Below are 23,835 nucleotides of genomic sequence, written 5' to 3'. Positions count from 1 at the left end.
ACTCGTCAGGGGGAACCACCATGAGCGACGTCCGCAGCATCAGTCCGTCTCGATCGATCGTGGCCAGGGTACTCGGCGCATGCCTCGCACTCGCGCTGGCCGTCGTCGGCCTCGTCGCCCTCGTCGTCACACCCGCCTCGGCGGCAGACACGTCGTTCTCGATGAAGGGAAACGGATACTTCGCCTCGGAGAACCTCTACCTCGCGTCGGGGACGTACCAGTTCGACCTCAGCTTCTCGGGCAACACCGGCGGGGATCGGTTCACCTCCTGGGTGTTCCACGAGGACAGCAGCAACTCACCGCTCGTCGTCAGCGATGCCCCCGCTGGTAGTGCGCGGCACCTCATGCAGTTGGACGCCGACCTGGCGTTCTCGTTCTATATCGACGCGCCCGACCACGTGTCATGGGAGGCCTCCATCACGCAGCTGACCTCGCCGTCGGCGAAGCTGAGCCACTCCCTCAGCGGGACCGGCCTGAACGACTCATCGCTGTTCACGGTGAGTCCGGGCGTCTATCGCTTCCGGATGAGCTACTCGGGCAACTCCACGGCCGACGGCGCCGCTCCATTCGCCCTGCAGCTCACCTGCACGGAGGGTGAGACGACGACGTTGTGGTCGGACTACGCAGACAAGGGGTCGATGACCGATTGGCTCGTTGACGATGTGACGTCGACCTGCTGGATCAGCGCGAACAGCGCCAAATGGACGGTGAAGATCGACGGCGCCCTCACGTCGACGCCCACCCCCAGGATCGACGGCTCCCCCACCGTCGGCTCCAAGCTCGTCGCGGTGCCCGGAACCTGGAAGCCATCCGGCGTGAAGCTGTCCTATCAGTGGCTGCGCGACGGGAAGGCGATCGCGGGAGCGACCAAGTCCAGCTACACGCTCACGGCGTCCGACAAGGGCAAGAAGATCAGCATCAAGGTGACCGGCTCCAAGCCCGACCACGAGACCGTCTCCATGACCTCCCGGAAGACGGCGAAGGTCGCCGATCCGCGGAAGTTCTACTCGGCACCCACGCCGACGATCTCGGGCACTGCCAAGGTCGGCAAGAAGCTCGCCGCCAAGGCGGGCACCTGGAAGCCGTACGGATCCAAGGTCAGCTACCAATGGCTCCGAAGCGGCAAGGAGATCAAGGGGGCGACGAAGTCCACCTACACCCTCACCAAGTCGGACAAGGGCAAGACGATCACCGTCAAGGTGACCGGTTCCCGGCCCGGCTACAAGACCACCTCGAAGACCTCGAAGGCCACCTCCAAGGTCAAGTAACTCACTCCCAGCTGAAGCACACACGATGCCTCCTCGCTCCTTCGCAGACGGGGGAACATCTCCCACTGGAGTGTTCTCGGCGGCGGGGCGACATCCTTGTCTGCTCACCTCGCTGCATGCTGTTGTCAACCGACCGTCCTGGTCAGCGCGTGGTAGGGGTGAGGAGGGGTCATGACTGAACAGATCGCCGACGGCTTCGACCGGTTCGTCGCGCATCGATCCGGTCGGCTCTGGCGCGCGGCGTGGTTGCTGACCGGCGATCGACACAAGGCGGAAGACCTGGTGCAGACGGCGCTGTCCAAGACCTACGGGCGCTACGAGTCGATGGCTGACGACGAGGCCTACGAGGCGTATCTGCGGGTGACGCTGTATCGCACCTACGTGAGCTGGTGGCGTCGACGCTGGAACTCGGAGCTGCCCACGGCCGAGCCGCCGGACGAACTGGCCGACGATATATCGTCGTCGATCAGTCTCGACGTGACCAGGGCCCTGGCAGAGCTGCCCAAGATGCAGCGCGCCGTGCTGGTGCTGCGATTCTTCGAGGATCGTTCGGTGGCCGACGTCGCCGAGGCGCTCGGGATCACCGAGGGCACCGTCAAGACCCACACCTCCCGGGGCTGCGCACGCCTGCGCGGCTCCCTCCATCTGGTTGAGGAGGCATCATGAGCGACATCCACGATCTGTTCCACCGGGCCGCTCCCCCTGAGCCCCCGACTCAGGGATGGGCCAACAAGGCGCGCGCCAAGCGGACGCGTCGTCAGGCGACGCTGGGAGGCGTGGCCGCCGTCGCGGTGCTGGCCATCGCCGTGCCGCTGACCCTGCACTTCACCGACGACGGACCGTCCGTCGCATTGCCCCCTGCCGAGACGGCGTCACCGACCCCCGAGCAGACAATCGGCCCCGAACCGGAGAAGACGCAAACCTACCCCGAGGGCTTCTTCTACCCCGAGAACCTCGCCTGCCTGAGTGAATGGGACCGTCCTCGCGAAGCGGGTCCTGGTCCGGTGACCACCGGAGCAACCCAGGTGTGGCTGTGTGGCGACGCCGTCGTGACCGACGTCGTGCCCAGGGAGAAGGCCGACCCAGCCAAGGGACGAAACGGCACGCCCAGCGGGAGTCGCGGGCCGATGGAACCGCTCACCCTGAACCCCGATGAGCTCGTGGCCGCCTATCTGAACGCCCCTGAGGCCGACCCCATGGCCGCGTGCACCGAGGAGTACAGCCTCACCTATCGCCTCGTGTTCGAGTACCCCGACAAGGAGCCGCAGGTGGTGCGAGGCGAGCTGCACGGCTGCCGGACTGCCACCGACGGCGACACCGTGAGGGAAGGTGGGAAAGAACTGTACGACGCGGCGATCGCCGCCTGGACGGAGCAGCGACGCAGCACGGCGGATACTGTCGAGCCGGTACCGGTGAGCAACCTGGACTGCGATATCGCCGGAACCCTGCTGCCGGTCGACCTCGACGAGCTGCGGGTCGCGCTGGTGTGCGACTTCGAGTTGGTCAGCATTCGGGAGCCGCAAAGCATAGAAGAACTCATCGACGCGGTGCGCGAGGGCGGTGAGCCGTTCCCCGACGACTATGTCTGGCCCGACGAACCGACCGGGCGCAGTGTGAACTTGTTGAACGACTTCAGCGACGCCCTGGTCTTGACGGAGATCCGCGAGGGCGAGTTCGAGTTCTTCCACGACGGCGACCTCAGGCTCTTCCGCGCCTCGCCGGAGCTGATCGAACACCTGAAGACCGAAGAATGAGAAAGAGTCCGCAGTTGTGGGCGGGCAGACCCATCATGACTGCGGACTCTCTCATGAGCTGGAGCGGGCGACGGGAATCGAACCCGCGTATCGAGCTTGGGAAGCTAGCGCTCTGCCATTGAGCTACGCCCGCGAAGCCGCCGAAACGGCTCGTCGCCTAGGGTAGCAGGCTCCTGCTCGCGCTGTCAGACCGGCCGGATCCCGCCCTGAAACTCGACGTTCGGCTCTCCGTTCTCGGGCACTAGACTGCGTGAAGTGGACATGGCGGGGCAACGGGGCGTCCCACAGGAGGCTCAAGGCATGACGCGGGATGCCAGCGCCCTCACCCGGCTGGCCATGGCTCACGACGCCTCCCGTTTTCTCCTTACTCCGGAAGAAGTCGTCACCCCGGAGTCCGCTGAGGATGTGGCAGAGCTGTTCCGCTTCGCCCGCCGAGAACGACGCCACCTGACTTTCCGTTCCGGTGGCACCAGTCTCTCGGGGCAAGGCCTGACCGACGGCATCCTCGCCGACACCCGCACGCATTTCCGCCAGATCGAGGTGCTCGACGGCGGCGAGCGCGTCCGCGTCGGACCGGGTGCGACGCTGGCCGACGTCAACGCCAGACTGCGCCACTTCGGCCGACGGCTGGGCCCGGATCCGGCCAGCGCCGTCGCCGCGACGATCGGTGGCATCATCGCCAACAACTCCACCGGCAAGTTGTGCGGCATCCGCGACAACGCGTATCACACCATCGAGTCGATGGTGGTGGTGCTGCCAAGCGGCCTGGTGCTGGACACGGCGGACTCGGCGTCGGACATCGCCCTGCGCCTGGTCGAGCCCGAGCTGGTGGGCGGACTGTTCCTGCTGCGTCGCCGGCTGCGCAGCAATCCGGAGTCGGTCGCGGAACTGCGTCGGCTCTTCTCGATGCGCAACACCATGGGCTACTCGCTCCAGGCGTTCCTTGATCATCACGATCCGGTGGAGATGCTGCGGCACCTGATGGTGGGGTCGGAGGGCACGCTCGGCTTCGTCGCGGAGGCGACCTTCCGCACGGTGCCGCTGCGCCCATACCGCGTGGTGCACGTCGCGTTGTTCGCCACGCTCGAGGAGGCGCTGGAGGCGGTCACCCCGTTGAAGGCCACGGGCCTGGACATCATCGAGCTGCTTGACGTCGACGGCGTCCGCATCGCGCGCACGTTGCCCGACGCTCCCACCCTGTTCGCCGACCTCGACCTCGAGGACCAGTCGGCCCTGGTGCTCGAGTTGCGTCACGAGACCGAGGAAGGGGTGGCCGCGCTCGACGAGGCCGTCAGGAGCGTGCTGGACCGGGTGGAGCCCACCGCCATGCAGCAGCTCGACCCCGAGAAGATCTATCCCACGTGGCGGACCCACCACGGCCTGTTCTCGGCGATGGCCAACCAGCGTCCCGACGGAACGAGCATCCTGCTGGAGGACATCTCGGTTCCGCACGAGCGCATCTCGGCCGTCTGCCATGCACTGACTGCGCTCTTCGTGAAACATGGCTACGAGAACTCGGCCATCACCGGACATCTCGCCGAGGGCACGCTGCACTACATGCTGTATCAGGACTTCCAGGACCAGCAGGAGGTGCGCCGGTTCACCCGGTTCATGCGCGACATGGTCAGCCTGGTGCTGGACAACGGAGGCGTGCTGAAGGCCGAACATGGCACCGGGCGCGCCATGGCCCCGTTCCTGCAGCGCCAGTACGGCGACGAGCTGTACGAGGTGATGCGAGAGGTCAAACGCCTGTTCGACCCCGACCACGTGCTGAATCCCAACGTCATCTTGAACCGCGATCCGCAGGCCCACGTCACACGGTTGAAGCTGTTGCCGCGTCTGAACCCCGCCATCGACTCCTGCGTCGAGTGCGGCTTCTGCGAGCCCAGCGCACCCCGCACTGGCGGGGCGTTGACGCTTCGCCAGCACATCGTCGTGCAGCGCGAGATCGCGGCCCGCACCGACGATCCGGAGCTCGTCGCACAGGTGGCCTACGACTACCGCAACGCCCTGTGGGCCGCCTATCCCCACGACGCCTTGGCGCCGCCGGCATGCCCGTTGGGCATCGACGGCACCAGCCTGGTTCAGTCCGACCGACCAGACGTCGTGGGCGTCGATCCCGCCGCCGAGACGAAGAACGGGGAACGCAACGGCTCGACGATCGCGAACGCCCTGACGGGCCTCATCCGCAAGGTCATCGCCGTCTTCTCCGGCCGGCGGACCTTCGAAGACGAATCGTCCTAGTCTCCGAGACCCGTGCCCACCTGGCGGGCGGCGCGCACCCACTCGTGGTCGACGGGCACCGCCTTGAGATTGCCGGCCACGTCGGCGAGTGGCACGGGCACCGCCTTGCCGGCCTGTGAGGCGACGGTGATGCCGAAGGTGCCCTCCGCCACCAGATCCGCGCCGGCGCTGCCGAGCAGGGTGCCGAGCAGCCGGTCGTTGGCGTCGGGAGTCCCGCCGCGCTGCACATAGCCGAGGATGGTCACCCGCGACTCCAGCCCAGTGGCGCCCTCCAGAGCGGCGGCCAGCTTGAAGGCGTTGTCGCGGTGCGCGGCCTCGACGGCAGCGAGGTGCTGCTTGGCCGCGGCATTCTGCTCAGGCGTCTTCGCGACGTCGACCAGCGCCCTCGCCGCCTCCAGGTTCGCGGCATCCTCGACGGAACGGGCACCCTCCGCGATCGCGATCACGGAGAACTTGCTGCCGCCGTCGGCGCGACGACGCACCGACTCCGCCACCGAATCGATCGAGTAAGGGATCTCGGGAATCAGGATGATGTCGGCACCGCCCGCGATCCCGGAACCCAACGCCAGCCAGCCGGCCTTGTGCCCCATAATCTCGACGAGGATCACGCGGTGATGCGAGTGGGCGGTGGAGTGCAGCCGGTCGACGGCCTCCGTCGCGATGCCGAGCGCCGTGGAGAAGCCGAAACTGGTGTCGGTGTGGGCGATGTCGTTGTCGATCGTCTTCGGCAGGTGGATCACGTTGAGGCCGGCCTTCGCCAGCCGCTGCGCGTTCTTCGCGGTGCCGCCACCACCGATGCACACCAACGCATCCAGGCCGTTGCGCTCCACGTTCTCCAGGATCACGGGCGTCATGTCGCGGACCTCGCCGTCCACCAGCATCTTGTGCGGCTTGTCCCGCGACGTGCCGAGGATGGTGCCTCCGATGGTGAGGATCCCGGAGAGCTTCGTGGAGTCCATCACCTCCCAGCGGTCTTCGACGAGGCCCTTCAGCCCCTCCCTGAAGCCGATCAGCTCCATGCCGTGCTCACCGATGGCCGCCTTGCCGAAGCCGCGGATCGCGGCGTTCAGGCCCGGGCTGTCGCCACCCGCGGTCAGAATGCCGACCTTCATCTTCTTCTTGTTCATCGTGCTCCTCCTTCGTCGGGGGCTGCAGATCCGCTCGGGAACGGGCTCCGACAGGCGCCACCTACTTGCGGGATCTCTAAACTACTCGTATGAGCGAGGCAGAGGGCATAGAACATCTCAGGTGCGCCGACCAGGACCGGGAGCTGGTGGCCGAGGTGTTGAACGCGGCTTATGCCGACGGTCGGCTGAGCTTCGACGAGCACGCCGACCGCATCGCGGCAGCCTATGACGCGAAGACCTACAAGGAGTTGAACAAGCTCACCTCAGACCTCATCCCGGCCGCACCGAAATCACCTCAGCGCTTCGTCCCACCCCCACCGCCACAGCGTGGATACGGCTATCCGCCCGCCCCGGCCACTCCCCGTGCGCCCCATATCGCGCCCGCGACCTCCAGGGGTTTCGACGGCGGCAACGCGCACCTTTCGTCGCTGCGTCCGGGACGGATCACTCTTCTGGAGCCCGTCGTGAAGCTCAGCACCGTGATGGGCGACGTGCATCTGGACCTGATCGGCACCACCTTCGCCCACCAGGAGATCCAGCTCGACACCATGTGCATCATGGGGGAGATCAAGATCCGGGTGCCGGAGGGCGTCGGGGTGCGCACCGAGAACATCAACCCGGTGCTGGGCGAGGTGAAGGTCGAGGGGCTGGTTCCGGTTCCCGGCGGCGTGACCCTGCTGCTGAGCGGCCTGGTGCTCATGGGTGAGATCAAGATCTATGGTCCGGCCATGGACGAACGCAAATACCGAAAACTCATCAAATAGGCGGAAGAGCGAATCACGTGAGCGACCCATCGACGTCCATGAACGACCTCTTCGCACCACCCACCGAGCAATGGCAGCGCCTCTCGCCCAACTATCTGAAGGCGAAGTACCTGGGCTTGGCGGTCAGCGCGGTCATCGTCGGAGGCGGCGGCACCGTGGCCGCCTTCCTCTTCCTACCCGAGCCCTGGGGCTGGGTGGTGCTCGGCGTGATGGTGCTGTGGTTCGCCTGGAGAGCGGTGCGCGCCCCCAGGGTGTTTCGACGGTGGGGCTACGCCGAGCGCGAGCACGACGTCTACCTGACCAACGGCCTCTGGTTCCGCAACCTCACCTGCGTGCCGTACGGCCGGATGCAGATGGTGGAGGTGTCGTCGGGGCCGATCGACCGGATGTTCGGGCTGGCCTCCGTCGAGATGGTCACCTCGTCCACGTCCGGCACCGTGACCATCCCCGGCCTGGACAAGGACGCCGCAGCCGCGCTGCGCGATCGTCTCATCAGCCGCGGCGAGCAGCAACAGGCCGGCATCTGATGACGGAGTCCCATTCCGATGAGGCCCCGGCACCCCGGGAGAAGGTGATCGAGCGCCCGCATCCGCTGACCGGCATCGCCAACGCGTGGATCGCGCTGGTCGCGGTGATCGCGTTCGGCGGGCGTGAGTTCCTGGAGGGCGGTCTCACCTTCGATTGGAGCGGGGCGACGCTGGTCATCGTCGCGATCGTGCTCGGCGTCGCGCTGCTCAGCGTCATCGGAGGCGTCATCACCTGGCGTACCACGACGTTCATCGTCGACGACGAGGAGTTCCGGATCGAGCGCAGCCTGATCTCGCGGGAGTCGACGCGGATCGACTTCACCAAGGTGCAGGCCGTGGACATCCATCGACCGCTGGCCGCGCGGCTGCTCGGTCTGGCCGCCGTGCAGATCGACGTCGGTGGCAGCGGAGGGAAGTCGCTGAAGTACCTGAGCCTCGAGCGGGCCGAGGAACTCCGCGACCATCTGCTCGCTCGCATGGGCGGCCGCACCCGCATCGCCCGACTTCAGCCCGGCCCCGTCCGTCCCGATGACTCCCCAGATGACTCCCCCGAAGACTCCCTCACCAATCCCGGAAAATCGGCCATTGGCCCATTTTCGGCAATAGACACCGCAGAATCGGCCATTGGCCGATTTTCCGGGGAGGGGCCGGGGGCCGCGGGAGAGGTCGGAGGGAGTGCGCCGGGGTGGGCAGCCCCGGCATGGGTGGCTCCGCCGCAGACCGTCGTCGCGGTGAAGCCGGTCACCCTCGTGCTGGGCGTGCTGGTGTCCAACATGGTGTGGTACATCCTGATCTCGATCGTCGTCGGCGTCGTCGGGTTGGCCACCGGCACCCTGGGCGTCTACGGGTTCGGCTTCCTGCTCGGCGCCGCCGGCATGCTGTGGAAGGAGGTGGCCGGCAACTGGGGCTTCGTGCTCACCCAGACGCCGGACGGACTGCACGTCTCCCGCGGACTCACCAGCCGGTCGTCGCAGAGCGTGCGCCAGGACCGGATCCAAGGGGTGCTCATCCAGCACGACTTCCTCCAGCGCATCACCGGGCTGTTCCGCGTCCGGGTCACCGTGCTCGGCCTGGGCGACGAGGAGGGCACCTCCACCGACGTCATGCTCCCCTACGGCACCTGGCCCGAGGTGATGCGCGTGCTGCACGCCATCTGGCCCGACGTCGACCTCTCGACGATCACCCCCAACCACCAGCCCGAGCGCGCCAGGTGGCTCACCCCGCTCAGTTTCGCACACCACACCTGGGGCGCCTCCGACCAGGTCATCGTCGCCGACGACGGCTGGCTCTCGCACTCTCGGCAGATCGTGCCGCACCGCCGGATGCAGTCCATCGGCATCAGCCAAGGCCCGATGCAGCGCCGCCTGCGCCTGGCCAGCGTCGAGATCCACACCACCGACGGCCCGATCAGCCTGAAGGCCTATCACCTCGACGAGGCCGACGCGCGCCGGCTCTTCGACGAGCAGAACCTGCGTGGACGTCGCGCTCGGGCCGCCCAGCGATCGCTCGGCGATCGATAGTTCACGGGCATCCTCGCGTCTGGCGGAGCCGGATACTACCCTGTACCCCATGACCATCAGCTTCGGTATTGATATTGGCGGTTCGGGGATCAAAGGCGCCCCCGTCGACCTCAAGAAGGGAAAGTTCGCTGCCAAGCGACTGCGCATTCCCACGCCCCAGCCTTCGACCCCTCAGGCCTGCGGTGAGGTCATCGCGGCCATCGTCGAGCACTTCGCCGACGAGGTGCCCGCAGGTTCTCCGGTGGGCATCACCATTCCCGGCCCCGTCCAGCACGGCACCGTGCCGTTCATGGCCAACCTCTCGCAGGAGTGGGTGAACTTCCCGGCCAACGACTACTTCGAGGACCGTCTCGGTCGCCCGGTGTCGCTGTTCAACGACGCCGACGCCGCCGGCCTGGCCGAGGTGAAGTACGGAGCGGCCAAGAAGCATCCCGGCCTCGTGATCGTGACCACGCTGGGCACCGGCATCGGCACCGCGCTCATCCACAACGGCGTCCTGATCCCCAACTCCGAACTCGGCCACCTGGAGATCGACGGCTACGACGCGGAGAAGCGCGCCGCGTCGTCGATCAAGGAGAACGAGGGCCTGACCTACCCCGAATGGGCCGAGCGTCTGCAGCGCTACTACAGCCACGTCGAGATGCTGCTCTCTCCTGACCTGTTCGTGGTCGGCGGCGGCATCTCCAAGGATTGGGAGCAGTTCGGTCCGCTCCTCAGGCTGAAGACCCCCATCGTGCCGGCGCAGCTGCTGAACAAAGCCGGCATCATCGGCGCGGCGATCGCGGCCGAGGAGGCCGTCAAGCACCCCGACCAGCTCGCCCACAAGGGCTGACCCAGACGAACAAAACGGGATCCGGATGGTGGTTCGACGACCACCATCCGGATCCCGTTCGGTTTTCCGATGCGGCTCGCGTCAGAGCTTCTGCCAGTCGGGTTTCTCGACCTCCCGGACGCTGCCGTCGCGCTCCAGTACGAGGAACCGGTCGAAGCCGTTCGCGAACCACCTGTCGTGCGTCACGGTGATCACCGTCCCGTCGAAGTCCTCCAGCGCGGCCTCGAGTGCCTCGGCGGAGGGCACGTCCAGGTTGTCGGTGGGCTCGTCGAGAAGCAGCAGCGTGGCACCGGACAGCTCGAGCAGCAGAATCTGGAGGCGCGCCTGCTGGCCGCCGGACAGCGTGTGGAACCGTTGATCGATCGCCTTGTCGAGGCCGTAGCGGGCCAGCGGCTCCAGCGCCTCGTCGGGCTGGAGGGATGCGAGATCCCACAGGATCTCGGACAGCTGACGCTGATCCAGATCCGCTCGAGCGTTGGTCTGGGAGAAGTGGCCGGCCTGCACCCTGGCGCCGAGCGTCACGCTCCCCCGGTACGCCACCGTCTCGTCGCCCGCGATCACCCGGAGCAGGTGGGACTTGCCCACGCCATTGCCGCCCAGCACCGCGACCCGTTCACCGTGCAGCACCTCCAGATCGAATGGATCGGTGAGCCCCTCGACAGCGAGCCCAGACGCCGTCAGCACGCGCTTGGCGGTCTGCCCGCCGGCGAATCGCATCTGCACCTCTTCGCGCTCCGGGGCGCGGGGCGGTTCCTTGGCCAGGTGCCTCTCGAGCCTGGTGACGGCCGCCCCGGTCTTCGGCGAGGCGGCGTTCCGGAGCCGTTCGACGAGCGCGGTGAGCTTGTCGCGCTGCTCGCGCCACCGTCGGTGCGACAGGTCGAGGCGTGCGTGCCGATGCAGATGCTCCTCCCGGTAGCTGGCGTATCCGCCGCCATGCGCCCACGCCGAGTTGCCCCGTCCCTCGCGCCCCTCGAGCGTGATGATGTGATCGCCGACGGCCGCCAGCAGTTCACGATCGTGGGTGATCAGCAGCACCGACTTGCTCGTCGCACGAAGCTGATCCTCGAACCACATCTTGGCCGGCACGTCCAGGTAGTTGTCGGGCTCGTCGAGGAGCAGCACCTCGTCGTCGCCCTCGAGGAGCGCGCGGATGACGAGCTGCTTCTGCTCCCCACCGGAGAACTGCGCTGAGGCTCGGTGCCCGACCTCGCTCATCGACGCCCCCAGCACGTCGGACGCCGCGATCTCCCAGGAGTGCTCCACCGCGTAGCCGCCGACGTCGGCCCACTCGATCAGCGCATTCGCGTAGGCCATCTGCTCGTCATGCCGGTCTCGTGCGGCGAGGTCGTCCTCTGCTCGACGGAGCCTCCGGGCCGCCCGTTGCACCGACGGCGGCGCCATGGTGAGCAGCAGGTCGGTGATAGTGCCGGTGAAGTCGCGCGCGCCGACGAACTGCGGCATGTAGGCCACGCCACCGACCGACCGCACGCTGCCCTTGTCGGCCGGCAGTTCCCCAGCGAGGATGCGCATCAGCGTCGTCTTCCCGCAGCCGTTGGCGCCCACGATGGCGGCGACGTTCCCGTCGCCGACCTTCAGATGTACGTCCCGGAGCAGCGCGCGCCCGTCCGGCAGCGCATAGCGCACCCCGAAGGCCTCCAGGAAGCCCATTTCACCCTCGTCTCAGCGTGCGGCCCAGCGGTCAGCCGGCCTGTTCCTTGAAGATCTCCGCGAACCGGCCACCGGCGGCGAGCAACTCCTCGTAGCGGCCCTCCTCGATAACGCGACCCTCGTCGAAGACGTAGATGCGGTCCATGCCGCGCAGCGTCCACGCCCGGTGCGAGACCACGATCGTGATGCGATCGGCCGCGGACTGGCGCAGCTGCGAGAAGATCTCCTGCTCTGCCTCGGCGTCGATGGCCGACGTCGGCTCGTCCAGCAGCCAGATGCCGGCCCCGCGCAGGTAGATCCGAGCCAGCGCGATGCGCTGCCACTGGCCGCCGGAGAGGCCGGTGCCACCCCACTGCGTGCCCAGCTGGGTATCGAGGCCGTCGGGGAAGGACCGCACCAGGTCGCCGGAACGCGCGGCATCGAGCGCCGCCCAGATCCGCTCGTCGGACACGTCGAGGTCGGGAGTGCCCAGCGCGACGGACTCTCGCACCGTCAACTCGTAGCGGCCGAACTCCTGCGTCAGCAGCCCGAAATAGCCGAGGCGCTCGAACCGGGTCATCCCGGCGACGTCACGCCCGTCGATCGCGATCTCACCGTGGTCGGCGTCGACGATCCCGAGCAGCGCATTGACCGCTGTGGTCTTGCCCGCGCCGTTGACCCCGACGAAGGCGATGGTCTCGCCGCGTCGCACCGAGAACGAGAACCCGGTGAGCGCGGGCACGGCCTTCGTGGGATAGGTCACCTGGAGGCCCGTGGCCCGCAGCTCGTGCACCACGGGCACCACGACGCTCGGCTCGTGCGGCTCGATGGAGCCGATGAACTCGCGGAACCGAGTGACCTTGGGCGCTTCCGTCATGAGCGCGCCGTATGAGTAGGCCGCGCCCTGGATAGCGGCGACGCCGGAGATCACGCCGAGCGTGCCCGCGGCAACACCGGCGCCTCCTCCGCCACCGAGCGCGATCGAGCCCAGTGCACCTGCGATCAGCGCGGCCGTGACCGCACCTGCCAGCACTCCGGAGATCATGTAGGTGCGCAGGAGGCGCCCGAACAGGCGGTTGCGCTCGACCTGCGCGTCGTCGGTCAGCCGCGCCATCCGCACCCCGGAGCCCAGCGTTGCCAGCTCGGTGCCCGTCCGGGCGAACACCAGCTGCTCCTGGTAGTAGCCCTTCTTTCGCTCGAACTCGCCGATCAGCGGCCACTGCCGGTCCTCGGCGATCGCCGTCCACGATGAGGCGACGATCGTGGGCAGCACAGCGACGACCACGAGGATGCCGGCCAGCGGGTTGATCGTCCAGACCGATAGGCACAGTGCCGCAGCGCCGATGATCGCCGTGACGGCCGAGATGGCGCTGCGCACGTTCATACTCACGTCCCAGAGCGCGCCCCGGCAGCCCTGCACGTTGGCATTGACCTCTTCGGTGGCCAGCCGCTGCGGCGGCAGCTCGGTGATGGCCCACAGCAGCTGCTTCTGGTACTCGCGGGCGAGGGAAATCGAGAACTGCTCGCCGATCATCCCGCTCAGTCTGCCGGTGATCAGAAAAAGGCCGACGAAGGCTGAGAGCAGGATCAGCGGCAGCCACACGCCCTCTCCCCCGCCGTCGACGGCACGGACCAACTGGGCCACGAGCTGCACCTGGACGGCAGGGTTGAGCGCGATCAGCAACTCGAGGAGTACCGAGATCGCCAACCAGCCCGGTGTCCACACCGCTGCCTGCTTCACGCTGTAGCCGGCTGACGTCAGGGCCTCGCCCAGCACGGTCATCTTTGATCTCGTCGCCGCTTCGCTCACCGGGTTATCCTGCCACATCCCCCCCCCCGGCGAATCTCAGGTACAGCCGGCCCTCGACTCCGAACGTCGCCGCACCGGGCCGGGTGGTTATCCCGCCTGTTCCCTGAAGATCTCTGCAAACCGGCCACCGGCAGCGAGCAACTCCTCATAGCGACCCTCTTCGACGATGCGTCCCTCGTCGAAGACGTAGATGCGGTCCATGCCGCGCAGCGTCCACGCCCGGTGGGACACCACGACGGTGATCCGGTCTGCCGACGTGCGTCGCAGCTCTGCGAAGATCTCCTGCTCAGCCTCGGCGTCGATGGCCGATGTCGGCTCATCCAGCAGCCAGATGCCCGCGCCACGCAGGTGGATCCGCGCCAACGCGAGGCGCTGCCACTGCCCACCAGAAAGACCGGTGCCACCCCACTGCGTGCCCAGCTGGGTGTCCAGACCTTCGGGGAAAGACCGCACCATCTCCCCCGCCCGAGCGGCGTCCAGCGCCGCGCAGATCCGCTCGTCGGACACCTCCAACTCCGGAGTGCCCAGCGCTACCGACTCCCGCACCGTCAGCTCGTAGCGGCCGAACTCCTGCGTCAGCAGTCCGAAGTAGCCCAGGCGCTGGAGCCGCGACACGTCCTCGGCGTCGCGCCCGTCGATCAGCACCCGACCCGCGTCGAGATCGACGATGCCCATCAACGCGTTGATCGCGGTGGTCTTTCCCGCGCCGTTGACCCCGACGAAGGCGATGGTCTCCCCGCGTCGCACCGAGAACGAGAACCCGGCGAGCGCCGGAACGTCCTTGCCGGGATAGGTGACGCGCAGATCTTGGCCGCGCAGCTCGTGCACCACCGGAACCACGACGGTGGGCTCGGCGGGTTCGACGGAGTCGAGGAACTCGCGGAACCGGGTGACCTTCGGCGCGTTGCTCATCAGCGCGCCGTAGGCGTATCCGGCGCCACCTGTCGCTCCCACACCCGCGATGACGCCGAGGGTGCCGGCCGCGATCCCGGCCCCGCCACTGTCGCCGAAGGCGATGGAAGACAGCGCGGCCGCGATGATGCCTGCGGTGAGCACGCCGGCGGTGAACTCGCCCCGCATCATCGTGCTCATCAGCGCATCGAGTAGCCGGTTGCTTTCCACCTGCGCCTCGTCGGTGAGGCGGACCATGCGCACCCCGGAGCCCAGCGTCGCCAGCTCGGTGCCCGTCCGAGCGAACACCAGCTGCTCCTGGCAGTAGCCCATCTTTCGCTGGTGCTCGCCGATCTTCGGCCATTGCTGATCCTGCTTGATCGCCACCCAGGAGGAGGCCACCATCGAGGGAACCACTGCGAGCACCACGAGGAGGCCCGCCAGCGGACTGAGCGACCACACCGAGGCGCACAGGGCCGCCGCGCCGACGACGGCCGTCACCGCCGCCATCATGAACATGCTGTTCCGCGCGAGATCCCTCAGCGCACCGCGGCATGCCTGGACTTCGGAGTTGGTCTCCTCCGTTGCCAATCGCTGCGGGGGAACCTCCGTGAGCGCACGGAGGAGTTGCTGCTGGTACTGGCGGTAAAGCCGGACGAACTGCCGCTCAGCAAGGACATTGAGGAGGCTGCCAGCGACCAGCGACAACCCCATGAAGCCCGAGAGCAGGAGCAGCGGCAGCCAGATATCGCCGCGCTCACCCTTGTCGACGGTGTTCACGAGCAGGGCGACGAGCTGCACCTGGGCTGCGGGCGTGAGCGCCATGAGCAACTGAACCGCGACCACGGCGGCCAACCAGCCGGGTGTCCACGCGACTGCCTGTCGCACGCTGAACACCGCCGAGGTCAAGGCCTCACGGACGACACTGACCCTGGTGCGCGGAGCTTCCTTGTTCACCAGAGCATTCTGGCAGCGCCGACTGACACACCGCAGCTTGCGCGCACAACCGGTGGTCAGCCGCGAACAGGCTCCGGGTCGTGGCTTCCCACCACGACCCAGAGCCCGTTATCTCGTCGGCACCGTCTAGACGGCTACCCGGTCACTCCTTCCACCGGATGTCGTCACCGAAGTCACCGGGTGCGTACCGGAGGCTCGGGTAAGCCACATGGGGGTTGCCCGTTTCGATCTGCAGCCACCCGGTGTTGCACTCCCCCAGCTTCAGCAGCTTGGTCTTGTACACCGGCTCCCACCGATCCGCCTGCGGGAACTTCTTCAGCTTCACCCACTCCGTCGGCCGTCCGACCTCCAGATCCTCATAGGAGAAGTACCACGGATCGATACTCGTCCGGGTTGTCCCGTCCGCGTTCTCCTCGGGATGCCGGGCCGCGTAGCAGACCTCCACCTCGGCAGCCCAGGAGATGTTCTCCTCGTGGGAATCGAAGTCAAGCACGGTGACGTCGAAGTAGCGGGTCTGCACCGTCTCGCCCAGCTCGGCGGTCATCGAGACCGGACCGGTCGGACGGTCGGGCGTCTCGGGGTCGGTCGACGACGGCCAGTTCCAGCGGATGTCGTCGCCGAAGTTGGCGGGGGCATAGCGCAGGTCCGGGAAGAACAGATCCGGGCTGCCCGGCTCCGCCTGCACCCAACCGGAGTTGCACTCGCCCAGCTTCACGAGCTTGGTCCCGTAGGCCGGCGACCAACGCGTCGACGACGGAAGATCCTTCACCTTCACCCACTCGGCAGGCCCACCAACCTCGCCGTCCTGGACGGAGAAGTACCACGGATCGACGCTCGTGCGCGTGGTGCCATCGGCGTTCTGCTCCGAATGCGGGGCCGCGTAGCAGACCTCCACCTTCGCACCCCAGGCAAGGCCCTCGTCGTCAGCCTCGAGCGCGCTCACGGTGACGTCGAAGTAGCGGGTCCGCACCGTCTCGCCCAGCTCGGCGGTGATCGAGACCGGACCGGTCGGGCGCTCGGGCGTGGTCGTGGTGGTGGAGGACGTCGTCGGCGACGGGTCAGGCGACGACGTGGCCGAGGGAGAGGGTGTCGTCGTGCCCGACGGAGAAGACGTCATCGTGACCGGCGCGGTGGGCGTCGGAGTTCCGGGAACGACCGGCGCAGTGCCGCGCCCCATCAGCTGGAAGGCGACCACGCCCATCGCGGAGACCAGCGTCACCGCGGCGGCAAGGCTCAGGTACGGGATGTAACTCTTGCGGACGGGCTCGGACTTGACCGAGTCCACGCCGCTGATGATGTCGTCGACCATCCGGGCGGCGCCGGGAAGATCTCGTTCAGGGGGCAGGTTGGTCATCATCTCAGTTCTCCTTGCCGAGCAGGTGGGCGACCTCGGAGGTCGCGAGAGTGTTTCGGGCGCGGGCGAGCCGCGACTTGACGGTGCCGACGGCGACTCCCAGCGCATCGGCCACCTCGGTCATCGAGCAGCCGCCCCAGGCGACCAGTTCGACCACTTGACGCTGCCCGTCGGGAAGGCGGGAGAGGATGCCGTTGATGCGTCGCATCGACTCCTCATGCATCAGCCACGCGTCGACGTTGTCGTGCTGCCAAGGCGGTGGGTCTTCGCCCGCCTTGCCGACGAGGCGGAACCGTCGTCGATCCGAGCGGACCAGATTGCGGGCCTCGTTGCGTCCGCACGCACAGAGCCAGGCCCTGACCGCGCCGGAGCGGACCACCGGAAGACGGTTGCGGGAGGCCTGTCGCCAGACGGTGCTGAAGCACGCCTGCGTGGCGTCCTCCGCGATCGTCCAGGAAGCCGCGTGCCGGAACGCAACGTTGTAGACGGCCTTGTTGTGGCGGCCGAAGAGCTCACGGAAGGCCGTCTCGTCGGCCCCCCGGAGCGCCGCCCACAGCGCGTCGTCATCCATGGCGTCCATCATGTCTCGTACCTCAGGTCGGCGGAACTGCACATCCATCATCACCCCTCCTTTAGGTTTGCGGTTCACCTACGAATGTCCGGATGTGCCCGGTCCGGTTCCATCGGGGCTGAATCCGTCAGCGTTCGGGCCCATCCACGCTCAGCGGGGTTCTGAATGTCAGCATGCTGATATTCAGAACCCCGCTGATGCCAGATCGGCGAGCAACCGTACGGAATCAGCCCCGCTAACCGCGAGCGACCAAAAAAGGTGGCCCCGGGATCTTGTCCCGGGGCCACCCCCTTGTCGATTGGCTGCGTTCTAGCGCTGCTTCAGCACCGCCTTCGCTGCGGCGAAGCGGGCGATCGGCACGCGGAACGGCGAGCAGCTGACGTAGTCGAGACCGACGGAGTTGAAAAACTCCACCGAGTCGGGATCGCCGCCGTGCTCGCCGCAGACGCCGGTCTTCAGGCCGGGCTTGACGCTGCGGCCCTTCTCGACGCCGATCTTCACCAGGGCGCCCACGCCGTCGACGTCGATCGACTCGAACGGGTTGCGCTCGAGCACGTTCTCCATCACGTAGCTGGTGAGGAAGCCGTTCTCAGCGTCGTCGCGCGAGATGCCGATGGCGGTCTGCGTGAGGTCGTTGGTGCCGAACGAGAAGAAGTCGGCGTGCTCAGCGATCTTGTCCGCCACCAGTGCCGCGCGCGGCAGCTCGATCATGGTGCCGACGGTGTAGTCCAGCTTGCGGCCGGCCCGGGCCAGCTCGTCGGCCACGGTCCGCTCGACGATGTCACGCTGGGTCTCCAGCTCCTGGCTGAGCGCCACCAGCGGGATCATGATCTCGACGCTCACCGTCTCGCCCTCGCGGTCGAGCACGGCCAGGGCCGCGCGCACGATGGCGCGGGTCTGCATCTCGGGGATCTCCGGGTAGAGCATCGCCAGGCGGCAGCCGCGGGTGCCGAGCATCGGGTTGAGCTCGTGCAGGCGCTTGACCTGAGCCAGCGTCTGACGCTGGGCCTCCAGCTCGGCCGGGTCGCCGTCGGTGAGTTCCAGGCGCTGCACCAGCAGCGACTGCTCCACCAGGTTGGGCAGGAACTCGTGCAGCGGCGGGTCGAGCAGGCGCACCGTCACCGGCAGGCCCTTCATGGCGGTGAAGATGCCCTCGAAGTCCTTCTGCTGCATCGGCAGGATCTCGGCGAGCGCCTCGGTGCGGTCCTCGGGGGTCTCCGCCAGGATCATCTTGCGCACGGCCGGCAGGCGGTCCTGCGCCATGAACATGTGCTCGGTGCGGCAGAGGCCGATGCCCTCGGCGCCCAGCTCGCGAGCCTTGGTGGAGTCCTCGAAGTTGTCCGCGTTGGCGCGCACGCCCAGGCGACGCACGCCGTCGGCCCAGGCCACGATGCGCTCGAAGTCCTCGTTGATCTGCGGCGGAATCAGGTCGAGGCCCTCCCCGAAGACCTGACCGGTGGTGCCGTCGAGGGTGATCACGTCGCCCTCCTTGATCACGGTGTCGCCGATGGTGAGCGTCTTGGCCACCAGATCGAGCCGGATCGCCGAGGCACCCGCCACACAGGGCTTGCCCATGCCGCGGGCCACCACCGCGGCGTGCGAGGTCATGCCGCCATGCGAGGTCAGGATGCCCTGGGCCACGATCACGCCGTGGATGTCGTCGGGCGTGGTCTCGTGCCGCACCAGCACCACGGCCTCGCCCTTGCCACCGCGCTCGGCGGCCGTGTCGGCATCGAAGACCACCTCACCGACGGCGGCACCCGGCGACGCCGGCAACCCCTGGGTGAGCGCGGCCTTGCCGTGATTCGGGTCGAGGGCAGGGTGAAGAAGCTGATCGAGCTGCTCCGGCTCGATGCGCATCAGCGCCTCCTCCTTGGTGATCACGCCCTCGTCGAACAGATCGGAGGCCACCTTCAGTGCTGCGGCGGCGGTGCGCTTGCCGTTGCGGGTCTGCAGCAGGTAGAGCTTGCCGTTCTCGATGGTGAACTCCATGTCCTGCATGTCGCGGTAGTGGAGTTCCATCTTCTTCATGGTGTCGATGAGCTGACCGTAGGCCTCGGGCAGCACCGCCTCCATCTCCTCCAGCGGCCGCGGGGTGCGGATGCCGGCGACGACGTCCTCGCCCTGGGCGTTGGTCAGGAACTCGCCGTAGAGCACCTTCTCACCGGTGGACGGGTTGCGGGTGAAGCAGACGCCGGTGGCCGAGGTCTCACCCCGGTTGCCGAAGACCATCTGCATGATGTTGACGGCCGTACCCAGCGAGGCGGGGATGTTGTGCGCGCGGCGGTAGACGTCGGCGCGCGGGTTGCCCCAGGAGCGGAACACGGCGTTGACGGCGCGGTTGAGCTGCTCGACCGGGTCGCTGGTCCATTCGCCGCCCAGGTGCTCGTTGGAGATCTCCTTGAAGGTGGCGACGAGACCCTTGAGGTCGTCGGCGCTCAGGTCGGAGTCGAGATCGACGCCCCGCTCCAGCTTCAGCTGGGTGAGCGCGTCCTCATAGGCGTGCCCGGGCACGCCCTCGACGACCTCGCCGTACATCTGGATGAAGCGGCGGTAGCAGTCCCACGCGAAGCGCTCGTTGCCGGACTCCTCGGCGACAGCGACGACGGACTCGTCGGAGATGCCGAGGTTCAGCACCGTGTCCATCATGCCTGGCATGGAGACAACGGCGCCCGAACGGACGGAGACCAGCAGCGGCTTCTCGCTGCCGCCCAGCTTGCGCCCGGTGCGCTCTTCGAGCCGGGCCAGGCCTTCCGCGATCTGCGCCTTGAGCGACGACGGCCACTGACCGCCGTTGTTCATCGCGTAGACGCAGGCGGCGGTCGTCACGGTGAAGGCATCCGGCACGGGAACGCCGACGCGGAGCATTTCTGCAACGCCGGCCCCCTTCCCGCCCAGGATGCTCTTCATGCTGGCGTCGCCTTCGTGAAGGTCGTAGATGTAGCGATCCTCAGACATATCTGGGCAATCTCCTTTGACTCAAATCCCTGGGCCCCTGAGGGCCGCCCCCAGCCTACTCTGCCCACGCACCCCAGCGAAAAAGGTGACCGAGTTCCGCGAGACAAGGCCGGATGCGCGGCATGAGAAAGGGCCCCGGCCTCCTCAGCGGAGACCGGGGCCTTTCTGCGTTGTAACGACGCCGAGAATCAGCCCTCGAGGACCGACTTCAGGTCGCGGTCGTAGAGGGTGGTCATCTCGTCGGCGACCTTCTTCATGGTCTCCTCCGGGTCGGCCTTCTGCACCAGTACCTCGTTAAGGCCTCGAGCCAGAGCGATGTCGCCACCGGGCAGAAGCACGCGGCCGAAGTCCTGCACGTGTGCCCGCTCAAGCTGCTGCACCGCAACCTCGAACAGCGGATTCTCCGCGTAGACGGCAGACATATCGGCGTCCTTGCGAACGGGCAGGTAGCCGGTCAGGCCCGAGAACGCAGCGGTGTTCTCGGTGCTCGTCATGAAGGAGACGAACATCGCAGCAGCTTTCTGCTTCTCGGGTGCCGACTTGGAGGCGATAGCCAGGCCTGCGCCGCCCGTCGGCACGACGTCGGTTGCACCACTGGGGCCGGTGGGCAGGAACCCGACGCCGATATCGAAGCTCGCGGCTTCGATCGTCGAGCGCAGCGCACCTGTGGAGGCCACAACGGACGAGTTTGCACCCGCGGCGAAGTCGGTCTGCGGAGAGGCGGAAGCAACCGCCGCCCAGCCGTCGGCGAGCGCCTCCTGAGCGAACTTCAACGCGGCCACGGTGCCCTCGCTGTAGGCCTGAGAGAAGTCCCACTCATTGCTCCAGCCACCACCGAAGCTCCACACCAGGTTGGCCATGGTCCACGCCGGGTACTCGGCCTCGGGCGGGAAGGCGAAGGCTGTGGTGTGGCCGGCCGCAGCCAGCTTGTCCGCGTACTCCCTCAGCTCGTCCCACGTGGCGGGAGCCTGATCCGGCAGCCCCGCGTCGGCGTAGTGCTCCTTGTTGTAATAGAACAGCGGGGTCGAACGACCATACGGCACGGCCCAGTGCTTGCCGTCGTACAGGTAGTCCTCGTAGAGCGCGTCGACATAGGTAGACGTGTCATTGTCGGCAGCCGCGACCAGATCGTCCACCGACGTGATGGAGCCCGCCAGATAGGCCGAGAACCAGTTGGCGTCGGACATCACGACTACGTCGCCTTGGTCACCCGCGGTCTGCGCAGTCTGGAAGCGCTGGGCGATCTCTTCGTAGGTGGCACCGGCGGTGATCAGATCGACCTTGATCCCGGTCTCCGCCTCGAACTTCGCCGCGATCTCCTTCTCGAAGTCCATCGAGCCACCGGGGTGGGTGCTCCAGAACGTGATCTCCTTGGCCGGTTCGACGGTTGACCAGTCGGTCGCCTCGGTCTGGTTGGCAGAGGGGTCACTGCCCCCATTGTTGCCACCGTCGACGATGGGGCCACCGCAGGCGGTCAGCGCCAGTGCTGACACTCCGGCGAGACCCACCGCCTTGATCAGGGGGTTCTTCCTCATGTGCTTTTCCCTTTCTTTTCACAACTCGCGTTCGGTTGCGGGGTGATTGACTTACTTGGATAGCTATCTGACTATGGGCGCCGGTTACTTGACGGAGCCCTGGGTGAGACCCGCGACGATGTAGCGCTGCAGCATGGCGAACACCACGAGGATCGGGGCGATGACCAGCACGGCACCTGCCATGAGCACGCCGTAGTTGCCGGTGTTGGATTCCAACGATTGCAGCAGGTTCAGCGCCACCGGCAGCGTCATAGCCTCCGGCTTGTCTGTGATCACCAATGGCCAGAGGAACTGGTTCCATTCACTGACCACGGTGACCAGCGCAACGGTGGCGATCGTCGGGACGGTCACTGGCACCACGATCAGCCATAGCCGTTTCCAGTGTCCGGCTCCGTCCAACTCCGCAGCCTCGAGTAGCGCATGCGGAAGAGTCAGGAACTGCTGACGCAACAGGAAGGTGCCGAACGCGGTACCCAGCGACGGCAGGATGATGCCCCACAAGGTGTTACGTCCACCCATCGTGGAGATCGTGATGTAGTTGGGCAGCATCGCCGCCTCGGTTGGGACCATCAGCGCCACCAGAATCGCCATGAAGACGATGCCAGCACCCCTGATCTTGATGAACACCAAGGCGTACGCCGTGGTGATCGCAAGGAACACCTTGATCGTGGCGCCGACGATGGTGACGATCAGCGAGTTGATCACCGCGGAGACCAGAGGCACTCGGGCAGCAACCGACTCGTAGTTCGCCGTCGTGGCCTCCTGCGGCCAGAACGTGGGATTGATCGTGACGATCTCCGTCGGCGGCTTGAACGATGCGATCACCATCCATACCAGCGGCATGGCGATGATTATCAGCGCGAAGATCATCGGCAAATAGCCGGCGAACAAGGTCTCCACGAGATTCTTGCGAGAGAAGGCCTTCTGTAGATCCGACTTATCCGGATGGAAATCAGGACTGGCCGACGAACCGGCACGGGGCTTGGTAGTCGCACTCACTGGTAATGCACCTTTCGCTGAACGTAGCGCATCTGGAATGCGGTGATGGCAAACAGGGTGAGGAACAGGATCACCGAAACCGCGCCGGCATACCCCGCCCGTTGGTAGGCACCGAAGGACTGCAGGTAGATCTCGAAGATGATGGTGTTGGTGCCATTGCCAGACGGAGTCATGATCCGCAGGATGTCGAAGGCCTGCATCGAGTTCAGCACCATGGTGATGGAAAGGAAGAAGATGGTGGGACTGAGCAACGGCATCACGATGGTAAAGAAGGTCCGCCGGCGACTGGCCCCGTCCACATCGGCCGCCTCCAGGAGCTCGGGCGGAACAGACTGCAGACCTGCGATGAAGATCACCGCGGCGTAGCCGAGGTTCTTCCAGATGTAGACGATGATCACCATGACCAGCGCCCAGGTTGGGTCGTTGAACCACTCGGGAGACTTGGAACCGAAGAACTCGAAGACGAAGCGCATCACGCCGAGCCGGGGATCGAAGATGAAGCTCCACACCATGCCCACGCCGACGCCGGAGAGGACGTAGGGCGAGAAGAGCGCGGTACGCGCGACCGTGCGGCCCGGGAGCTTCTTGTTGAGCACTACCGCCATGAGCAGGCCCAGCACCATCGCGCCGATCACCGTGGCGACCGTGAAGATGATGGTGACCTTCCACACTTGGAGACCGTTGGAGGAAGTAAAGAACTCGATGTAGTTCTGCAAGCCCACCGACCGCGCATTCGCCGACCCAAGCCGCCAGTCCAGGAAGGAGAAACGGAAGTTCATGATCAACGGGTAGTAGATGAACAACAGGATGAGCGCGATATTTGGACCCGCGAACAGCAGGAAGGTGAAGTAGTTCTTGGAACGACGTACGCGCATCGCTCTTCGCCGGTCTGGTAATTCCGTCTTTGGACGCGCCTCCTTGGCCACCTCAACACTCATACGCATGCTTCCTTTGTTCGGACCAAGACCTCGCCAATGCGGTCTTGATTCTTCACCGGCGACCTCCCGGACCACCTGACAGGTCACGCTAACAGACTCGCAGGTCACTAGCCAGACTGATTTGATAACCATTTGGCAA

Annotated in this window: 18 protein-coding genes and 1 tRNA gene; 8 read left to right on the top strand and 11 right to left on the bottom strand. The window is 66.6% G+C overall.

Annotated features, from left to right (window positions below):
• The first annotated feature begins 20 nt into the window (after positions 1–20).
• The 3 genes from P0D62_RS04140 (at position 21) to P0D62_RS04130 (ending at position 3,022) form a co-directional block, all read left to right on the top strand.
• Complete coding sequence (locus tag P0D62_RS04140; RefSeq protein ID WP_275701358.1) at positions 21–1,268, top strand: hypothetical protein; 1,248 nt, start codon at positions 21–23, stop codon at positions 1,266–1,268.
• 171 nt (positions 1,269–1,439) lie between these two features.
• On the top strand, positions 1,440–1,934 hold the full coding sequence (locus tag P0D62_RS04135; RefSeq protein WP_275701357.1) for a SigE family RNA polymerase sigma factor: 495 nt from the start codon (positions 1,440–1,442) through the stop codon (positions 1,932–1,934).
• Positions 1,931–3,022, top strand: a complete 1,092-nt coding sequence (locus P0D62_RS04130) for a hypothetical protein (protein ID WP_275701356.1) — start codon at positions 1,931–1,933, stop codon at positions 3,020–3,022. The genes P0D62_RS04135 and P0D62_RS04130 overlap by 4 nt, the downstream gene beginning before the upstream one ends.
• A gap of 59 nt (positions 3,023–3,081) precedes the next feature.
• Here P0D62_RS04130 and P0D62_RS04125 read toward each other — a convergent pair.
• Positions 3,082–3,155: transfer RNA gene (locus P0D62_RS04125), tRNA-Gly, on the bottom strand.
• A 167-nt stretch (positions 3,156–3,322) separates the two neighbouring features.
• Between P0D62_RS04125 and P0D62_RS04120 the strand changes: the two genes are divergently transcribed.
• Positions 3,323–5,266, top strand: coding sequence for an FAD-binding oxidoreductase (locus tag P0D62_RS04120; protein WP_275701355.1), 1,944 nt, complete (start codon positions 3,323–3,325; stop codon positions 5,264–5,266).
• Here the strand turns inward: P0D62_RS04120 and P0D62_RS04115 are convergent.
• On the bottom strand, positions 5,263–6,393 hold the full coding sequence (locus P0D62_RS04115; protein WP_275701354.1) for a 6-phosphofructokinase: 1,131 nt from the start codon (positions 6,391–6,393) through the stop codon (positions 5,263–5,265). The genes P0D62_RS04120 and P0D62_RS04115 overlap by 4 nt on opposite strands.
• Positions 6,394–6,482: 89 nt before the next feature.
• Between P0D62_RS04115 and P0D62_RS04110 the strand changes: the two genes are divergently transcribed.
• Genes P0D62_RS04110 through ppgK form a run of 4 tightly spaced genes read left to right on the top strand, consistent with a single transcriptional unit; the run spans position 6,483 to position 10,036 of the window.
• Entirely contained in the window at positions 6,483–7,157 is a 675-nt protein-coding gene (locus P0D62_RS04110) for a DUF1707 SHOCT-like domain-containing protein (RefSeq protein WP_275701353.1), read from the top strand.
• 17 nt (positions 7,158–7,174) lie between these two features.
• A complete protein-coding gene (locus P0D62_RS04105; protein WP_275701352.1) occupies positions 7,175–7,684 on the top strand; it encodes a PH domain-containing protein in 510 nt (169 codons plus the stop codon).
• Complete coding sequence (locus tag P0D62_RS04100) at positions 7,684–9,204, top strand: PH domain-containing protein (protein ID WP_275701351.1); 1,521 nt, start codon at positions 7,684–7,686, stop codon at positions 9,202–9,204. The genes P0D62_RS04105 and P0D62_RS04100 overlap by 1 nt, the downstream gene beginning before the upstream one ends.
• Positions 9,205–9,253: 49 nt before the next feature.
• Complete coding sequence (gene ppgK, locus P0D62_RS04095) at positions 9,254–10,036, top strand: polyphosphate--glucose phosphotransferase (RefSeq protein WP_275701350.1); 783 nt, start codon at positions 9,254–9,256, stop codon at positions 10,034–10,036.
• An 81-nt stretch (positions 10,037–10,117) separates the two neighbouring features.
• Here ppgK and P0D62_RS04090 read toward each other — a convergent pair whose 3' ends face one another.
• From P0D62_RS04090 to P0D62_RS04050, 9 genes are all read right to left on the bottom strand, one after another.
• Positions 10,118–11,704, bottom strand: coding sequence for an ABC-F family ATP-binding cassette domain-containing protein (locus P0D62_RS04090; RefSeq protein ID WP_275701349.1), 1,587 nt, complete (start codon positions 11,702–11,704; stop codon positions 10,118–10,120).
• A gap of 31 nt (positions 11,705–11,735) precedes the next feature.
• Positions 11,736–13,493, bottom strand: coding sequence for an ABC transporter ATP-binding protein (locus tag P0D62_RS04085; RefSeq protein WP_275701348.1), 1,758 nt, complete (start codon positions 13,491–13,493; stop codon positions 11,736–11,738).
• Positions 13,494–13,580: 87 nt separating this feature from the next.
• A complete protein-coding gene (locus P0D62_RS04080) occupies positions 13,581–15,341 on the bottom strand; it encodes an ABC transporter ATP-binding protein (RefSeq protein WP_275701347.1) in 1,761 nt (586 codons plus the stop codon).
• A 142-nt stretch (positions 15,342–15,483) separates the two neighbouring features.
• Positions 15,484–16,698, bottom strand: coding sequence for a hypothetical protein (locus tag P0D62_RS04075; protein ID WP_275701346.1), 1,215 nt, complete (start codon positions 16,696–16,698; stop codon positions 15,484–15,486).
• A gap of 1 nt (position 16,699) precedes the next feature.
• Positions 16,700–17,317: an RNA polymerase sigma factor gene (locus P0D62_RS04070; protein WP_275701345.1), complete on the bottom strand. Its 618-nt coding sequence runs from the start codon at positions 17,315–17,317 to the stop codon at positions 16,700–16,702.
• Between the two features lie 258 nt (positions 17,318–17,575).
• On the bottom strand, positions 17,576–20,224 hold the full coding sequence (gene ppdK, locus P0D62_RS04065) for a pyruvate, phosphate dikinase (RefSeq protein ID WP_275701344.1): 2,649 nt from the start codon (positions 20,222–20,224) through the stop codon (positions 17,576–17,578).
• Positions 20,225–20,412: 188 nt separating this feature from the next.
• Positions 20,413–21,759: an ABC transporter substrate-binding protein gene (locus P0D62_RS04060; protein ID WP_275701343.1), complete on the bottom strand. Its 1,347-nt coding sequence runs from the start codon at positions 21,757–21,759 to the stop codon at positions 20,413–20,415.
• An 84-nt stretch (positions 21,760–21,843) separates the two neighbouring features.
• Positions 21,844–22,758, bottom strand: a complete 915-nt coding sequence (locus P0D62_RS04055; RefSeq protein ID WP_275701342.1) for a carbohydrate ABC transporter permease — start codon at positions 22,756–22,758, stop codon at positions 21,844–21,846.
• Complete coding sequence (locus P0D62_RS04050) at positions 22,755–23,633, bottom strand: carbohydrate ABC transporter permease (RefSeq protein ID WP_275701341.1); 879 nt, start codon at positions 23,631–23,633, stop codon at positions 22,755–22,757. Before P0D62_RS04050 ends, P0D62_RS04055 begins: the two co-directional genes overlap by 4 nt.
• Positions 23,634–23,835 lie beyond the last annotated feature (202 nt).

Origin of the sequence: Tessaracoccus caeni, assembly GCF_029211185.1 — a bacterium.
GTDB lineage: Bacteria > Actinomycetota > Actinomycetes > Propionibacteriales > Propionibacteriaceae > Arachnia > Arachnia caeni.
Note: the sequence above shows the minus strand (reverse complement) of the source record. Positions and strands in the feature narration are given on the sequence as shown.

Excerpts from the sequence above, each read along its gene's own strand:
- P0D62_RS04070 (WP_275701345.1), bottom strand. The coding sequence starts at position 17,317 with ATGATGGATGTGCAGTTCCGCCGACCTGAGGTACGAGACATGATGGAC.
- P0D62_RS04110 (WP_275701353.1), top strand. The coding sequence starts at position 6,483 with ATGAGCGAGGCAGAGGGCATAGAACATCTCAGGTGCGCCGACCAGGAC.
- P0D62_RS04115 (WP_275701354.1), bottom strand. The coding sequence starts at position 6,393 with ATGAACAAGAAGAAGATGAAGGTCGGCATTCTGACCGCGGGTGGCGAC.
- P0D62_RS04075 (WP_275701346.1), bottom strand. The coding sequence starts at position 16,698 with ATGATGACCAACCTGCCCCCTGAACGAGATCTTCCCGGCGCCGCCCGG.
- ppdK (WP_275701344.1), bottom strand. The coding sequence starts at position 20,224 with ATGTCTGAGGATCGCTACATCTACGACCTTCACGAAGGCGACGCCAGC.
- P0D62_RS04135 (WP_275701357.1), top strand. The coding sequence starts at position 1,440 with ATGACTGAACAGATCGCCGACGGCTTCGACCGGTTCGTCGCGCATCGA.
- P0D62_RS04060 (WP_275701343.1), bottom strand. The coding sequence starts at position 21,759 with ATGAGGAAGAACCCCCTGATCAAGGCGGTGGGTCTCGCCGGAGTGTCA.
- P0D62_RS04100 (WP_275701351.1), top strand. The coding sequence starts at position 7,684 with ATGACGGAGTCCCATTCCGATGAGGCCCCGGCACCCCGGGAGAAGGTG.
- P0D62_RS04090 (WP_275701349.1), bottom strand. The coding sequence starts at position 11,704 with ATGGGCTTCCTGGAGGCCTTCGGGGTGCGCTATGCGCTGCCGGACGGG.
- P0D62_RS04050 (WP_275701341.1), bottom strand. The coding sequence starts at position 23,633 with ATGCGCGTACGTCGTTCCAAGAACTACTTCACCTTCCTGCTGTTCGCG.
- ppgK (WP_275701350.1), top strand. The coding sequence starts at position 9,254 with ATGACCATCAGCTTCGGTATTGATATTGGCGGTTCGGGGATCAAAGGC.
- P0D62_RS04120 (WP_275701355.1), top strand. The coding sequence starts at position 3,323 with ATGACGCGGGATGCCAGCGCCCTCACCCGGCTGGCCATGGCTCACGAC.
- P0D62_RS04130 (WP_275701356.1), top strand. The coding sequence starts at position 1,931 with ATGAGCGACATCCACGATCTGTTCCACCGGGCCGCTCCCCCTGAGCCC.
- P0D62_RS04140 (WP_275701358.1), top strand. The coding sequence starts at position 21 with ATGAGCGACGTCCGCAGCATCAGTCCGTCTCGATCGATCGTGGCCAGG.